Origin of the sequence: Lysinibacillus telephonicus (assembly GCF_003966145.1) — a bacterium.
Classification (GTDB): domain Bacteria; phylum Bacillota; class Bacilli; order Bacillales_A; family Planococcaceae; genus Ureibacillus; species Ureibacillus telephonicus.
Genome location: NZ_RXNR01000018.1, coordinates 11,516 through 26,783, shown reverse-complemented (window position 1 = coordinate 26,783; position 15,268 = coordinate 11,516). Strand labels below are relative to the sequence as shown.

General features: G+C 34.9%; 14 protein-coding genes, 1 pseudogene and 2 riboswitches. Of the genes and pseudogenes, 3 read left to right on the top strand and 12 right to left on the bottom strand.

All coding sequences use genetic code 11. The features are described from left to right. Positions 1 to 128 precede the first annotated feature (128 nt). The 6 genes from EKG35_RS08200 to EKG35_RS08175 form a co-directional block, all read right to left on the bottom strand. Positions 129 to 1,310: an acetyl-CoA C-acetyltransferase gene (locus tag EKG35_RS08200; RefSeq protein WP_126293959.1), complete on the bottom strand. Its 1,182-nt coding sequence runs from the start codon at positions 1,308 to 1,310 to the stop codon at positions 129 to 131. Positions 1,311 to 1,333: 23 nt separating this feature from the next. Further along, a complete protein-coding gene (locus EKG35_RS08195) occupies positions 1,334 to 2,827 on the bottom strand; it encodes a class I adenylate-forming enzyme family protein (RefSeq protein WP_126293958.1) in 1,494 nt (497 codons plus the stop codon). Between the two features lie 65 nt (positions 2,828 to 2,892). Continuing rightward, positions 2,893 to 4,041: an acyl-CoA dehydrogenase family protein gene (locus EKG35_RS08190; RefSeq protein ID WP_126293957.1), complete on the bottom strand. Its 1,149-nt coding sequence runs from the start codon at positions 4,039 to 4,041 to the stop codon at positions 2,893 to 2,895. A 178-nt stretch (positions 4,042 to 4,219) separates the two neighbouring features. Then, entirely contained in the window at positions 4,220 to 5,968 is a 1,749-nt protein-coding gene (locus EKG35_RS08185; protein WP_126293956.1) for a methyl-accepting chemotaxis protein, read from the bottom strand. A gap of 268 nt (positions 5,969 to 6,236) precedes the next feature. Continuing rightward, positions 6,237 to 6,476 (bottom strand): hypothetical protein, encoded by a 240-nt coding sequence (locus EKG35_RS08180; RefSeq protein ID WP_126293955.1) that lies wholly within the window; start codon positions 6,474 to 6,476, stop codon positions 6,237 to 6,239. 68 nt (positions 6,477 to 6,544) lie between these two features. After that, positions 6,545 to 7,246 carry an arginase gene (locus EKG35_RS08175; protein ID WP_126293954.1) on the bottom strand — a complete coding sequence of 234 codons (702 nt, stop codon included), beginning with the start codon at positions 7,244 to 7,246 and terminating at the stop codon, positions 6,545 to 6,547. A 191-nt stretch (positions 7,247 to 7,437) separates the two neighbouring features. Between EKG35_RS08175 and EKG35_RS08170 the strand changes: the two are divergent. Next, positions 7,438 to 7,973: pseudogene (locus tag EKG35_RS08170) on the top strand (pyridine nucleotide-disulfide oxidoreductase). A gap of 53 nt (positions 7,974 to 8,026) precedes the next feature. Here the strand turns inward: EKG35_RS08170 and EKG35_RS08165 are convergent. Both EKG35_RS08165 and EKG35_RS08160 read right to left on the bottom strand, forming a co-directional pair. Then, the gene (locus EKG35_RS08165; protein WP_126293953.1) at positions 8,027 to 8,221 is read right to left on the bottom strand and encodes a gamma-type small acid-soluble spore protein; all 195 of its coding nucleotides are present in this window, start codon (positions 8,219 to 8,221) and stop codon (positions 8,027 to 8,029) included. A gap of 128 nt (positions 8,222 to 8,349) precedes the next feature. Beyond that, positions 8,350 to 9,066, bottom strand: a complete 717-nt coding sequence (locus tag EKG35_RS08160; protein WP_126293952.1) for a hypothetical protein — start codon at positions 9,064 to 9,066, stop codon at positions 8,350 to 8,352. 157 nt (positions 9,067 to 9,223) lie between these two features. Here EKG35_RS08160 and EKG35_RS08155 point away from each other — a divergent pair, with 157 nt between their 5' ends. Continuing rightward, on the top strand, positions 9,224 to 9,814 hold the full coding sequence (locus EKG35_RS08155) for a metallophosphoesterase family protein (RefSeq protein ID WP_126293951.1): 591 nt from the start codon (positions 9,224 to 9,226) through the stop codon (positions 9,812 to 9,814). Between the two features lie 191 nt (positions 9,815 to 10,005). On the opposite strand, the gene EKG35_RS08150 is transcribed toward EKG35_RS08155, so the two are convergent. From EKG35_RS08150 to EKG35_RS08140, 3 genes are read right to left on the bottom strand one after another with little or no spacing between them, the layout of a single operon-like run. Then, complete coding sequence (locus EKG35_RS08150; RefSeq protein ID WP_126293950.1) at positions 10,006 to 10,998, bottom strand: ABC transporter substrate-binding protein; 993 nt, start codon at positions 10,996 to 10,998, stop codon at positions 10,006 to 10,008. Next, complete coding sequence (locus EKG35_RS08145) at positions 10,988 to 11,794, bottom strand: heme ABC transporter ATP-binding protein (protein WP_126293949.1); 807 nt, start codon at positions 11,792 to 11,794, stop codon at positions 10,988 to 10,990. Before EKG35_RS08145 ends, EKG35_RS08150 begins: the two co-directional genes overlap by 11 nt. Beyond that, entirely contained in the window at positions 11,787 to 12,830 is a 1,044-nt protein-coding gene (locus EKG35_RS08140) for a FecCD family ABC transporter permease (protein ID WP_126293948.1), read from the bottom strand. The genes EKG35_RS08145 and EKG35_RS08140 overlap by 8 nt, the downstream gene beginning before the upstream one ends. A gap of 133 nt (positions 12,831 to 12,963) precedes the next feature. Further along, positions 12,964 to 13,141: riboswitch (cobalamin riboswitch) on the bottom strand. Positions 13,142 to 13,301: 160 nt separating this feature from the next. After that, positions 13,302 to 13,478, bottom strand: a riboswitch (cobalamin riboswitch). A gap of 175 nt (positions 13,479 to 13,653) precedes the next feature. Between EKG35_RS08140 and EKG35_RS08135 the strand changes: the two genes are divergently transcribed. After that, a complete protein-coding gene (locus EKG35_RS08135) occupies positions 13,654 to 14,229 on the top strand; it encodes a YitT family protein (RefSeq protein WP_126293947.1) in 576 nt (191 codons plus the stop codon). Positions 14,230 to 14,318: 89 nt separating this feature from the next. Here EKG35_RS08135 and EKG35_RS08130 read toward each other — a convergent pair whose 3' ends face one another. Beyond that, the gene (locus EKG35_RS08130; protein WP_126293946.1) at positions 14,319 to 15,200 is read right to left on the bottom strand and encodes a DMT family transporter; all 882 of its coding nucleotides are present in this window, start codon (positions 15,198 to 15,200) and stop codon (positions 14,319 to 14,321) included. Positions 15,201 to 15,268: the final 68 nt, after the last annotated feature.

The window sequence follows — 15,268 nt, the reverse complement described above, 5'->3', positions numbered from 1 at the left end:
AAAAAAGAGCAAAAAATACAACTTTATGATGTTCACCCTAAAATTAAACTACAAAAAATTTAACTTTTAGGACATCATAATATGAATTGTACTTTCTGCTTCTTTATATGGTTGAAATACTCTCGTAATTAAATAGCTGTCATTATTAATGCTATTCCTTGACCGCCCCCGATGCAAAGACTCGCTGCTGCATACTGCCCTCCACGGCGTCTTAATTCATAGGCGCTTGATAGAATGATTCTGGTACCGCTTGCCCCAACAGGATGTCCTAGAGCAATGGCACCACCATTGACATTTGTAGTATCTCGATTTAATCCTAATTCTTTTTCAACAGCTAAGTATTGAGCAGCAAATGCTTCATTTACTTCAACTAAATCCATATCTTCTAAAATTAAGTTTGCTCGTTGTAAAGCCTGCTTTATTGCAGGAACTGGACCGATTCCCATAATCGTTGGGTCGACTCCTGCAACTCCCCAAGAAATAATGCGTGCAATAGGCTTAAGTCCGTTTTCTCGAACAGCTTTTTCGCTTGCAACAATAACAGAAGCTGCCCCATCATTAATTCCTGAAGAATTTCCTGCCGTTACAGTACCATCTTTTATAAACGCAGCCCGTAATTTCGATAAACTTTCGAGATTGGTATTTTCCTTTATATGCTCATCGACTTCAATAGAAATTTCATTTTTCCTCGTTTGAATAGTAACTGGTACAATCTCTTCTTTAAAGTACCCAGCAGAACGTGCATTGACAGCCCTTTGATGGGAAAGTGCCGCAAATTCATCCTGTTCCTCGCGTGAAATATTATATTGCTGTGCTAATTTTTCTGCGGTCATCCCCATTCCTGATCCAGTATACTGGTCAGTTAAGGTAGCTTGGAGCATATCGACAAATTGTAAATTTCCCATTTTCGAACCGTTAAACCGTTGTTCAAAATTAGAATACGGAGATTGCGACATATTTTCTGTTCCTCCAGCCAGAACAATGTCAGCTTCTCCTAACAATATTTGTTGAGCCGCAGTTACGATTGATTGCATACCTGAACCACATAAACGATTTACTGTTAAAGCCGGGGTTTCTTTTGGCACCCCTGCATTCAAACCAATATGTCGAGCAAGATAGGATGCATTCACACCAGTTGCAATTACTCCACCGTAAACGACATGATCAACTTGTTCAGGATGCACCTTTGACCTTTTTAATGCTTCTACAGCAGTAGCAGACCCAAGCTGTACAGCATCAATGCTTGCAAATGAACCACCAAATGACGTAAAAGCAGTTCTTGCTCCATCTACTATATATACATTGCTCATATCCAATCCCCTTTATCTTAAAATTATGTTGTTTTACTTTCTATTGGTTTTAATGTATGTTTTAACACTTTCCCCGAAGCATTGCGCGGCAATTGATCTAAAAATTCTACTTCCAATGGAACTTTATATTTCGCAAGCTGTGTTGCACAATAAGATAAAATCTCTTCTTCTGTAATAGACGCTCCTTCTTTTAGAACAGCAAATGCCTTTGGAACCTCACCGTAAACCTCATGGGGCACTCCAACAACAGCTGCTTCAAGAATTTGTGGTATTTGATATAAAACTTCCTCTACTTCAATTGGATAAATGTTTTCTCCACCACGAATGATCATATCTTTTTTACGATCGACTATAAATAAAAATCCTTCTTCATCAAAACGTCCTAAATCCCCTGATAATAACCAGCCATTTTGTAATGTATTTGCGGTTTCTTCTGGATTTCTAAGGTACCCTTTCATTACTTGAGGGCCCTTTACACAAATTTCGCCTACTTCCCCAAGTGATACTTCTTCACCATATGCATCTACTAACTTAATCTCTGTTTTTGATAATGGTCTGCCTACAGATCCTATTTTCGTTAATGCATGTTCATCTGTTAAAGAAGAGGCAGCTGGTGTATTTTCAGTTTGGCCGTAAAGATTTTGCACTTTTACATTTGGGAAAGTATCTTTTAATCGCTTCACTAACTCATAGGGCATAGGTGCAGCACCGTAGCAAAATAGTCTTAAATGTTCGAAATTATAATTCTTTAATTCTGGTTTGTTTAATAAAATCGTGTACATTGCGGGTACACCAAAAAATATCGAAGCCTTTGTTTCAACTAAATTCTTTAGCGTTCTATCAGGAGAAAATGCTTCTTCTATAATTACCGCTCCTCCACGATACATTGTCGGCACGGCAAAAACGTGGCTTCCTGCACAGTGGAATAGCGGTGTACAAATATACATCCGGTCATTAGCAGTCATATTCATAGACTCGGACCAAATGTCAGCGGTTTCGTAAATATTTTTGTGAGAAAGCATAACTCCTTTTGGTTTACCCGTTGTTCCTGAAGTATACATTACTACTGCAGTATCCTCTTCATTAACTGGAGGACTGTTAAAATGGATTTCATCTGCATTAAGAATGTCGCGTATTTTAGTTGAATTAATTTGTTCATTAAAGCTATGAAGGGAGCCTTCTATTGTTTGTTCAATTTTCTCATCATAGAATAATACTTTTGCTTCAGAATTTTTAAAGATGTATTCCACTTCTGGTGGAGCAAGCTTTGTATTAATAGGCATTATAGTAAGCCCTGCAAGCTGCACCCCATAGTAAACTGCCATAAATGCATCTGAGTTAAGCATAAATTGCGCTATAATATCCCCTTTTTTATAGCCCTGTTTTTGCAAGTACCCAGCAATTTTTTTGGCATTCTCATATAGCTCACTATATGTCCATTTATTCCCTTCAAAAACGATTGCTAGTTCATTAGGTTGATTCTTTGCGTGCTGTGCTAAAACATTTGTAATAAACATATAACTTCCCCCTTTTATTTATGAAATAAATCCTCATCCCCTAGCGGCTAAAGCTCTTTAATATTTCACTTTAAAATCTCTTTTGCAATAATCCCTTTCATAATTTCTGTTGTTCCGGCATATATCGCTGCAACTGGTATATCTCTGAAACGTCTTGCAATCTCGTATTCTTCCATATATCCATAACCTCCATGGAGCTGAAGACACTCACTTGCAACACGCTTTGCCATTTCACTAATCCACCACTTTGCCATCGATACCTCTTTTACAATCCTTTCCCCTGCAATATGCTTAGCTGCAAGAGAATTAATATAGTTGCGTCCTATATCAATCTCTGTCGCCATTTCTGCTAGTTTAAATTGTGTATTTTGGAAATTTGCTATTGTTTGATTAAAGGCTTTTCTGTTTTTAACGTAGTCCTTTGTTATACGAAACATTTCTTCTGCTTCAATTTGCACTTCAATGGCAACCAACAACCGTTCTTGCTGTAGTTTATCCATTAAATAGTAGAACCCTTTTCCTTCTTCTCCTAGTAAGTTTTGAGCAGGAACCTTTGCATCTTCAAAAATGAGTTCTCCTGTATCGGATGAATGCATACCTACTTTATTTAATTTTTTACCCCTTTTGAAGCCTGGTGTTCCATCTTCTACAACGATTAGACTAATGCCTCGATGTGCTGGACTAGCCTGTGGATCAGTTTTGCAAACAACTACTACATAGTCAGCATGAATGCCATTTGTTATAAAGGTTTTTTCTCCATTTAAGATATAAAAATCACCTTCAGGGCGAGCTGTTGTTTGAATACCTGCTAAATCAGATCCTGCACCTGGTTCAGTCATAGCAATTGCAGAAATATATTCTCCTGATATACTTTTTGGAAGCCATTTTTCTTTCTGCTCTTCCGTACCATACTGTTCTATATATGGTGTAACTATATCTGAATGCAGCACGATTCCACTTGCGGGCCCTGCACCAACCCGCTCTAACTCTTCCGCTAGAATCATAGAGTATCCAAAATCAAGCCCCATCCCACCATACTGTTCACTTACTTGTGGACATAAGAAACCATGCTCTCCAAGCTTAAGCCAAAATGACCTAGGGACATCCCGTTCTTGTTCCCACTGTTCAAAGTATGGATAGGCGTCTTTTTCTAGCATTTTTCGAAGTGATTTTCTAAACATCTTATGTTCCTCTGAAAAAATATCCCCAATCATATTTTTCTCCCCAATCAGATTGTAGAATTTTCTGAAAATATAATCATATTTTAACAAAGGATTCTTCAACTAAGCAACAAAACAAAGTGAAATACGTTCGTTTTCGAGGGTATTAAGTACATTAAAAAGAAAAAAACTCAATTGAGACATTTGTTCAATCGAGTTTAAAATCGCTTTATTAATGATATTGTAATTTCTGATCAATTAGAATTTGCTGTAATTGTTTAAGTTTGTTTATAACAATATTTGAAACGTCTGTTATTTCTTCCATAAATTTTTCAGCTAATTCCTTATCTTCAGCATGATAAGCTTCAACAGCTTTTTTTGCGATTATGTATACTTGTTCATGTAATTCCTCTAAATCCTGAAAAGCCTTCTCCGCACCTAATAATTCTTTGCCTTTTCCGTAGTACCACTCGCCTAATCTCGAAGTTTTAGGCGAACCAATATCGTCTGTAGTCATCTTTTCAAAGCCTAGAATTAGATTATAAATTTTCCATCTCCATAAAAGATGGTCAGTAATCGCAACCTCTATAATATCTTCTTGGCTTAATATGAAGTTTTTAGAAATGGTCTTTGTACGATAACCATCAATCATTTTACTTAATTGATAGATAGCAAGACCAACTTCAAATGTAATGGCTTTACTACGTTCTGCACTTTCTGCAATATTTTTGTTTCGTTCAGAAATAGAGGAGGATGACTGAGCTTGAATTTTGGCCGCTGTTACAATTTCATCAAAACGTTCACCTTGTATTTGTAATGCATTATTTAGCTCAAATAATGTTTTTGTAACTTGTGACGCTTCTCTAACGCTGCTATGCAAGTCGTTGGCTGATTGCTTTATTTGCTGGTCAATCTCACTTGTAATTTGCAATAGCTTCTCAATATCATCGTTTATTGATTGTACAGAATGCTTTGTATTGTCAGCTAAATTTCGAACCTCTTCAGCTACTACTGCAAACCCTTTCCCTGCTTCCCCAGCTCTGGCCGCCTCAATCGATGCATTAAGTGCTAATAGATTCGTCTGCTCTGCAATATCCTGAATGAAGGACATTAATTTTGAAACACTGTTTACCCGGTCTACTAAATGTTTCACATCCGTTTGGATTTTTTGTTGACCATCATCTGTATTTTGAAGAATTGTTGATACATGTTTTAAAGAGGATATATCGTGGTTTAATTGATTCAATGCTTGCTGAGTTTGCATTGCAACATCTCCCACTGATGCTGCAATTTCTTCAATACTTGCATCAAGTTCTTGCATAGCAACACTTGCTAATATTACTTCTTGCTGCTGTACTTCTTGGAATTGAACAAGCTCTTTTATTTGTTCAAGCTGTGTATTGTATTTAATAATTTCTCCCAGTCCATTTACTACTGAACCACCCTGTATTTCGATATAGGTTTCAACAATAATCTGGATATCAATTGTAACTAAACTATCATATGTAAGTAGTATATCCATCATTGTACGTTCATTTTTAGAAAAACTTTTTATAATAAGCGGAATAAATAATTGATTAATTAATGTATAAGCGGAAATCATCCAATTAGGTAAAACACCAATTTGAGCATGCGTATAAGCAATTTTCCGCCGTTTAAAAACATATTCAATTGATAATTCATCCTCGAATAAGCTAACAAAATGTCGATCCAAAGATACTTTTAAGCGTTCAACAGAAGAATAAGTAGTAATAATGTAATTTAACTCTGGAATCTCCAATAGTCGCTTGTAAAACATATCAAGTATATACTCTTTATTTTCATTGTAAAGTTTATGTAAAGAGCGTACAGAATCACGTCGAATTTTAGTTAAAGCTAGAAAATCCAATTTTTCTTTAAAGCGTTCGTTTGTTTCTATATCAGAAATTTGAGATTGTGAAAAGTATTCATAGTTTTGAAGCCTCTTATATTTTCCAAACATAAAATGACCCTCCTTAACAAGAAAATAAATGCTAAGTAAATTCTAATATACAAAAGTTAAAAACGGATTATAAAATATGTATATTTTGTCAATCTTTTAGGTAATTTCGGTGACAAAATACTATGTGCATGATGCTAATAGGGTGACTGCCCTGAAAGTTTATTCTGGACAGCCAACCTAAAGAAAATGATTAATTAAGTTGCTCTTACCATCCTCGGAAAAAAGGGCATCCAAAATAACTTTTTGGATGCCCCTTTTAAGACTTCTATCAGCTATGTTTCTTCTCATCTGGAGATTCTTTTCGAAATACCTCTGTAATGAGTTCATCATCTTCAGTTTTAACACGTTTATTTAACTCTTCAACAGGTATCGCATCAACAGTTTGCATATCTTCATGCAAATCAAAAAGACTAATATTTTCAGAATTCACCATATCAGGTTTATCCGTATAAGGTAAATCTGCGTATACATTCTTTGACTCCGGCAGAGAGTCCCAGTCTTTTTCCATACCAACACACTCCTTTATCATAGTGTGTGTAATGAAAGGTTAAATATGCAAAATTTAAAAACTCTCGGTTATGTCAACATATAATTTAATTGATCTGCAAAGCTTATATTCTTTGTACTCCACTTTCTTATTGGACAATCAATCACTTTATAAGGTAATCCCAATTTTTGAATAAATTCCGTAAATTTATTATCAAACCAAGGTGGACTCCAAGCTCCTGATCGGCAGATATGTATTGCTGATGTCTTAATGCCACTAGGTAAATTTTCAAACTGCAAATAATTAATATTAAAAATATTGTTTATTTGTTTAAAGTATTCAGGTTGTTCCTTTGTAAAAGGACTATAAATTATATGTGCTTTTTCAATATCTTGTTGTTTTAAAAGTTTACCGAGCCAATTTGCACAATTCACTTCAAATTCAAGAGATTGTAAGCCGCCATAGCCTAAATCAGAATGTGCATCAAAAAGATAAACCTCTCTGCAATGATATTTTTTTGCAATTTCATAAGATAATGTATGGGAATCTGAAACAATTACTTCTGTATTTTCACTAATTTGAAATACTTGTTTTATTTTATCCCAAAATTTTTCTATTTCATGTGAAAGCTGAAAAGACTTTTGTAGATTTTTCCCTTTTGCCTTCGCTTGAATATAGCGTTTATACCAGGCATCTATAATCGTTTTTTTATTTTCTACATATGAAACAATCCCTTGATTTTCTGTGGAAATAAAATAGTCCCAATCGATTGATAATAAACTGTTCCCCATTCATATCACCTCAAAAATCAATATGTAGTTTTATAAACACTCACTAGCCTCATGTGACTATATAGTAATATTAATATTTATGAATCTATGAATCAAATAATAAATCCCATTAATTGTAAAAGCAATTCCAGAAAAGCAAAATTTATAGAGTTGTTTTTGTTAAAATCAAATTAATAACAAAAGGGGAATTGATGTATGATGTAGCAATTATTGGAAGAGGTTCCGCTGGGGGAAGCGCTGCGATATACACTGCAAAAGCTGGTAAAAAAACTGTTTATTGACAGCAACCAAGGAGCAACAAAACTGGCAATGCTGTATAACCATTATGGTACTGCAGATTCTGATTTAGTTGAAACAGGTTTAAACCAAGCAAAAAATATGGCGCCGAACTTGTTGAAACAAAGGTAATGAACCTTTCAAAAACATCTATTAGAATCTGAAAATGGGGTAATTGAGGCAAAGCAAGCAATTTTAACAACAGGGTTTCTTACAGACCTAGCTGAAAGCATTGGACTTGCTACAAAACCCAGAACTGAACCACAAGTAAAAAAATTTTTGAAGTTGATGCATTAGGTAAAACAAATATTGAAGGCATTGGGCAGCAGATACGTGTGCTGGTGTAAGTGTACATACCATTATTACTGCTTGAGATGGAGCCAAAATAGCTATTAATTTAATTAGTGATTTAAACGGCGAACGCTATGTTGACCATGATGTACTGAAATAAAAATCATAATGCAAAGTAAATTAGCGTCTCTAAGTTAAAGAGACGCTGATTTCTTAATTTAATGGCGGTTGAATTTTTCTTTTTATTTCCTCAGAATTAGTGTCGCTAAATTGAGCTGTATTATGACCGCCTCTTTTCGCAAGCATTTCTAATACCTCTTTATAAGACAGTCCTGACTGTGCATTTTTTCGTTTAACTTCTTCTATATCAGTGCCAGCAACTGTAAATTGTTTTTTTCCTTGCTCCAATTTTAATTCCTCCCTTCATATTTATAGTTCCTAAAAAAATTTACATTATGAATTGGAATTATGTATAAATTCTTTTTAAAATACTCATTTTAAAAAAACGCCCCATAGAGAGGCGTTTTAAAAATTCATTATTTATTTTTTCCTTGCTCTGCTTGAGCATTTTGACGTCTTACTTCTTGGATATCAGTACCTGACACTGTTTGACCCGCAGAAGGTTGACTAAATGGTCTAGCAAATGGAGCACTTTCTTGTGCAATCTCTTCTCTTACCTTTTGGATGCTTGTACCCGAAGCTGTTTTACCAGCTGCTGGTTGATTTTGTTGACCAGCAAAAGGTTGTGCAAAAGGAGCACTCTCTTGTGCGATTTCTTCTCTTACTTTTTGAATGTTTGTACCAGAAGCTGTTTTACCAGCTGCTGGTTGGTTTTGTTGACCAGCAAAAGGTTGTGCGAATGGTGCACTCTCTTGTGCGATCTCTTCTCTTACTTTTTGAATGTTTGTACCAGAAGCTGTTTTACCAGCTGCTGGTTGGTTTTGTTGACCAGCAAAAGGTTGTGCGAATGGTGCACTCTCTTGTGCGATCTCTTCTCTTACCTTCTGGCTGTCTGTTCCAGAAGCTGTTTTGCCAGCTGCTGGTTGATTTTGTTGGCCAGCAAAAGGCTTTGCAAATGGAGCACTTTCTTGTGCGATTTCTTCTCTTACTCTCTGGATATTTGTACCAGAAGCAGTTGTACCGCCTACTGATTGACTAGAAAAACCTTGTCCATTACCAGCTTGTGCATTTTGTCGTTTTACTTCATTAATATCAGTTCCACTTTGAGTAAAGCGTTTACCATTATTCTGCATATCAAAAACACCTCCAAAAATGTTATGTCTTTATCATGCCTAAATAAAATAGAATTATGAGCAGAATTAATTTTTTTCTTAGGAATAATCAACAAACTGTTCACAAATTACATTTTCGATATATTATACAAGTAACAATTGTTGAAGGATTGATTAAATGAAATATGCATTTTTAGGGGATTTACATTCAAATATTGAAGATACTAAGGCTGTCTTAAATCACATTAAAGAAACTGCACCTAATGCCATTGTTTACGGTTTAGGCGATTTATATGAATGTAAAATAGGAAAGAAAAAAGCTCAAATGGTTTCAAATGTTCCGCTTAAAGAAGCTGCAATAGTTGAAGAGAAATTTGAAGAACTTTTAACGTTTCCTTCAATTAGAGGAAATCAGGAAGAACGGATAACACTTGTAACCGGAATCAAGCGGTTTGCTAATTTGCCCGAAAAAATAATGATTGAAGACGCTGCAATAATCCACGGTCACCAAATAAATTGGGACAAAAATTGGGAGCCTTCAGATACATCGTTAACAGACATTGATACGCCGCTTTTGTTCTTTGGTCATAGTCACAGAAGTGGCATCTATAGAAAAAACAAAAAACTTCCTATAAATATCCAATTTGGACAAGAGCTCCAGTTAGTAAAGAAAAAGTATTGGATTAATGTAGGTTCAGTAGTAGATCATCGGGAATGGTGTCTGTATGACAGCAACGCAAGAACAATTACTTTTATGAAGTCAATGTAATAAAGAGAAGATATTGAAACTCTTCCCTTGTTCCATTCAATACAGATATTTGCACGTATTGTCTGACTTTTTCCCACAAAGATCACTACAAACACTGCAAACTTTCAATAAGAAACAACTGTCAAATTAAAAAAGACTGTAGATTAGTCCAATTATGACTTTTCTACAGTCCCCTATCTTAAAGATACATTCTAATTAAAATACTCTGGATAAAAACCTTTTGCCAAAATTTCGATTGCTTCAGCAACACGTACTCCTTCAGAGGCTGCTGATAACGGCAATACGACAAAACGATTGTTTTTTGCAGCAGGAGTTGTACTTAAAGCTGGATCTGATTTAATAAAATTGATCTTTTCCTGTGCAGTTGTAGAACCATAATCAACTACTACAATCACTTCCGGTGCCTTATCAACTGCTTCTTCCTTTGAAACCGTTGTCCAGTTGCCTTCAATATCACCAAAAATATTGACTCCACCGGCTAATGTTATTAGTTCATTCATAAAATTTTGCGAAGCTGTAAAAATATCCGTTTCCCCACTATCAAATACAAGAACTGGCAGCTCCTTATCTACTTCTGGCAATTGCCCTGTAATCTCGGCTATATCTGTATTCATTTCTTCAATTAATTGCTCTCCGCGCTCCTCTACTCGAAAAATAGCCGCAATATTTCGAATATCATTATAAATATCTTCTAGTTTCGGTGCTACCATCGTTGAAGAGGTTTGTAAATATGAGTGGATACCTAGTTCAAGTAATTCTTCTTGTGATGCAATCGTTTTTTCATCAAATGCACTAGACCAGCCGCCGTATAAAAAATCCGGCTCTAAAGCAATTACTTGTTCCTTTGACGGATATTGATCAGAAATAACTGGTATTTTCTCATATGCTTCTTGTAATGGTTCGTAAATTTCATCATCTAAATAAGCTGTTCCAATCATTGAGTCTTCCAACCCTAAAGCAAGCATAATTTCTGTTACATGTTGATTTAATGAAATTGCTCTAGTAGGAGCTTCTGTGAATTCTTGGGTGAAACCGTTATTATCAATAACAATAACTTCTGATTTATCCTTTGATTGTCCACTAGATTGTTCATCCGTATTCTCTTTAGATTGTTGATTGGTTCCACATGCAGATAGTATTAGTAATAATATGAAAATAATTAAATGCCTTAATTTAAGATTCATTCACTTTCCCCTTCTCTTTATACTTTTTAGATACAAACTGCAAATATGGTTTATTTGTAAAAGGGTTTGTCATAATTTCTACATCTACATTAAATACATGTTTTAATTGTTCTACTGTCAGCACTTCCTCTGGAGATCCGAATGCACACAGCTTCCCTTTTTGTAAAAGGAGCAATTTATCACAATAAGTTGCGGCTAAATTTAAATCATGAATTGCCATAATAACTGTCATAGAACATTCACTAAGTAAATCCAATAAAGCAAATTGATGTTCAATATCTAAATGATTCGTTGGTTCATCTAAAATAAGGACATCTGTTTGTTGTGCCAATGCTCTAGCAACAATTACTCTTTTTTTCTCACCGCCTGAAAGACTGGAATAATTGCGATTTGCTAAGTGAAGCACATCAGCTTTTTTCATTGCATCTTCCACAATTTCCTCATCCGATTTTGAGTCCCGTTTTAATAGTTTTTTATGCGGAGTACGTCCCATAAAAACAAGTTCTTTTACAGTAAAATCAAAGGCAACAGAGGATTCTTGTGTAACTACTGCAACTTCCTTTGCAAATTGCTTCTCTCCAATTTCCCAAACGTCTTTTTCTCTTAACCATACTTGTCCATTTTGTGGTTTTATGTAACGATACAAAAGCTTTAACAATGTAGATTTCCCACTGCCATTTGGTCCAATCAACCCTATAAATTTCCCCTCAGGAAGAACTAATTGAATATTGTTTAAAATTTGTTTCTCTTGTAAGGAATAGTTAAGACTACTGATTTTATATAAATATTTAGTCATTTGTTCCAAAGGTATAACCTTCCTTCCTTAGCAGCCATATAAAGAATGGACCACCGCATAGAGCTGTTATAATCCCCAACGGCATTTCTTCTGGTGCAATAATGACACGTGAAAGTGTATCCGCCCATATCAAAAAAATGGCTCCTATTAATGCACTAGAAGGCAATACGTAACGATAATGTGAACCTACCAGTATTCGAACAATATGAGGAATAATTAATCCAACAAAACCTATCGTACCACTTACAGCAACAAGTACTCCCGTTAGTAATGAAACGCTGATAATTACAATTAATCGGAATTTTTCCAGTGAGATTCCTAATGTTGTTGCTGTTTCTTCCCCAAGAAGCAGCGCATTTAGTGAATTTGTAAAGCAGTAAAGAAATAGAAAAACCGCAATACAAACAAGGATTGGAATTTGTATATTAGACCATTTAGCACCAGCAAGGCTCCCCAACATCCAATGCATTACAGCCTTCATCCCCCCCGCATCTTTTGTCATTATTAAAATAAAGTTCGTTATTGCTGAAAAAATAAGTGAGATAGCAATGCCTGCCAATAATAAACGTATTATCGATGTCCTTCCTCCAACACGAGCTAACAAAAATACAATGAATACAGCTATAAGTGCACCAATGAAAGCCGCTAATGATAATGCCCAATTTCCCAAAAATGAAAATGCACCTAGTATGATAACAGCTGTTGCACCTACTGACGCCCCAGAGGAAACACCTAGAATATATGGATCTGCAATTGAGTTTTGTACAAGCGCCTGAATAGCTGCTCCACTAATAGACAATCCAGCACCTACTGCTATTGCCAATAAAATTCTTGGAAGACGGATTTCCCAAATAATTGTCGATTGTGCTATGGATGCCTCTGTAAGCGAATTAGTAAATCCTAACTTCCAACAGAGGACATCCCATATAATACTTGGCGAAATATTTACTGAACCTACTAATATTGCCCCTACAATGGATGCAAATGTAATAAGAATTAGCAATAATAGAAAAATAGAAAAGTGTTTTTTTATCATAATTTTTGCTCCCATGAATGACGTTAATGAATTAACTACTCTTCTTTAGGTAAATAAAAACATGTAAACAACGGAATGTTTACATGAGGAAGCAAAGAATATATTAATTACAATGCTTCCTATAATCCCGTAGGTACATTTCGTTCATTCGGCAGGTCTCCTGACTTTACTTCATAGCAAACAAATCCCTTCCCGCATATGCAGTGGATATGATTTATTGCTCAGTTTCACAGTGGCGGGTACCGTGGCGACTTTTCATCGCACTTCCCTTTTAAATAGTAAAAATACTATACCGATGAACAATATTATTTTATTTGACCTATAAATTTAGAAAGGAGACTTTTTCCTGCATACAAAAAAGCCTGAATTCCTCTAATGGGGAAAACAGGCTTGTGTACACATATACATAAGAATGTGAATAAACACAAACGTATTGTAAACTGACTCACCTATACTTCTCCCACCGAAAAGTTTAGTTTACATTATTAAGCAGGTTTCCTGACTTAGGCTTCTCTTTACTCTCACACCTTCCTCAAAAAGAGTGGTCCTGTGATTTTATCAGCCATTACAGTAGCGGGGGCTGTACTAGATTCTCACTAGTTTCCCTTTTACCTCAACATTATGAGCACTTAATAACGATATTCAATTAATCTTTAAAAATACCATACCACAGTTTTACACTAATAGAAATATTATTAAAAGAACAAATAGATATTATTGTAAGCGGTATAAGATACTAACTTATTCCCGTTTTCTCCTCTGTATACATTTTCTCTATGTTTTTATCATAAAATGGTGCATGTCCGATTGTAAGGAGAAGTGCATGTATTATTTAAAGAAAGGTTTCGCTATTATTGTTGGTAGCATTTTTTTAGCTATAGGAATAAATCTCTTTTTAACCCCTTATGAAATTTTAGACGGTGGTATCATTGGGCTTTCACTAATTTTGCACTATTTATTCAGACTAAAAATTGGCTTAATGATTATTGTACTAAGCATCCCAATCTTTATACTGGCATGGTTTAAATATAAAAATTATTTTTTTAATAGTCTTCACGGCTTACTTATTTCATCCGTTGTAATTGATATGTTTAAACCTCTGCGTTTTCTTATTCAAATGGAGCCTATATTTAGTGCAATAATTGGCGGTATATTTGTTGGCTTTGGGATTGGATTAATGCTTCGTTTTGAAACAAGTACGGGTGGAACGGATTTACTGGCTCAATTTATTTCTGATAAAACTTCTATAAATGTTGGATTCGTTATCTTTATTATTGATGCAATCGTTGTATTATTAGGAGGTGCCTTTATTTCTACCAATACTTTACTTCTTTCAATCGTTACCATTATCGCAGTTGGCATCACCACTAGCTTTATAACAAGAAATTCTTATACATAAAAGAAGCTAGCCCGATACAAATCCTGCATCGTATTTTTCACTAAAGGTGAATAGCAGAAAATTAATATAGGACAAGCCTCTAGAATTATTTAAATTAACTTTTCAAGTCTGGATTTTTTCATGAAAGAAAGTTTCGTTTCTGAAATAATAATTGCGCACAAAATTAAAATAGCTCCGATAATCATTCTAGGCGTTAATACTTCACCTAATAAAATAATGGAGAAAACCATGCCCCAGAAAGATTCCGTAGAAAGAATTATGGCCGTTTTCGTTTCACTCGTGAACTTTTGTGCAATTGTTTGGAAAAGATATGCAATGGTTGTAGAGAAAATACCTAAATAGAAAATAGATGAAACTGCCTCCAACTCCATTGAAAAATTCACTTCTCCTTTAAATAGAACAACAATGCATGCTAGTATTGCCGCAAAGAACATTTGAATAATGGTTAAAGTAATTGGATCTTCATCTTTCACATACTTCGCTGTATAGAAAATTTGATAAGCAAACCCAACGGCACAGCCCAAAGTAAGCAAGTCCCCTATGTTCACATCTGTTGAAAATTGAAGTGAAAGAAACCCAATCCCAACAATAGCAAGAATTGCTCCGGTTAGTTCAAACTTATCAATTTTTCTTTTGTATGCTAAAAATGCAATGAACGGTACAATCACAACATTGACTGCTGTTAAAAACGCATTCTTTGATGGGGTTGTATATTGAAGCCCAACCGTTTGCAATGCAAAGGCTACATATAATAAAGCCCCTAAAACAAATCCTTTTAAAATAATACTGCGATTTAAGCCTCTCAGTTTCTTATAAAAGATAATGCTTAATATAATAAAACCAACTAAAAACCGTCCTGCTAATACTTGATAGGGAGTATAGTACTCTAGTGAAACTGCACTAACAACAAATCCACTTCCCCATATAATTGCTGTAATACACAGCATGATTTCTCCAATATACTTTTTCATTGCTGCCTCCACATATATGTAATGATTAAAATCTGAATATTAATTATATAATATTTACATATATTTGA